This window comes from Waltera acetigignens (genome assembly GCF_025567015.1).
Lineage (GTDB): Bacteria > Bacillota > Clostridia > Lachnospirales > Lachnospiraceae > Acetatifactor > Acetatifactor acetigignens.
The window spans coordinates 1-462 of sequence record NZ_JAOQJO010000053.1; the positions used below are offsets into that span (position 1 = coordinate 1).

Consider the following 462-nt stretch of genomic DNA (forward strand, 5'->3'; position numbering starts at 1 on the left):
CCGTATCGGAAGGTGCGGCTGGATCACCTCCTTTCTAAGGAAACGGAAGAAGTAGGGGTTGCATTACTGTTGATTTGCCAAAGAGGTAAATCGAAAGAAGATGGTGGCGTATGCGCAAAGCGCATAACCAGCCAAGACATCTTCACAAATAAAATTTCTGGTGGTTATGCGCTTAGGGGACACACCCGTTCTCATCCCGAACACGATGGTTAAGACCTAAGCGGCCGATGGTACTATACTGGAGACGGTATGGGAGAGCAGGTGGCTGCCAGATCTCTTTAAAAAAATCGCTGAAAAGCGTTTAAATAAATACTGGTTTTACCAGTGATTAGAGATTAAAACAAAGTTTTGGTTTCTAATGACTGATAAAAATTCAGTCAGATTTGTTCCTTGAAAACCGAATATTGAAATTAAAATCTATTATATCAAGTTTGCAAAACGATATAACAAGACATCCGAGGG

General features: G+C 41.1%; 1 rRNA gene. It reads left to right on the forward strand.

The features are described from left to right. Positions 1 to 156 precede the first annotated feature (156 nt). A 5S ribosomal RNA gene (gene rrf, locus OCV96_RS19405) occupies positions 157 to 274 on the forward strand. The last annotated feature ends 188 nt before the right edge of the window (positions 275 to 462 follow it).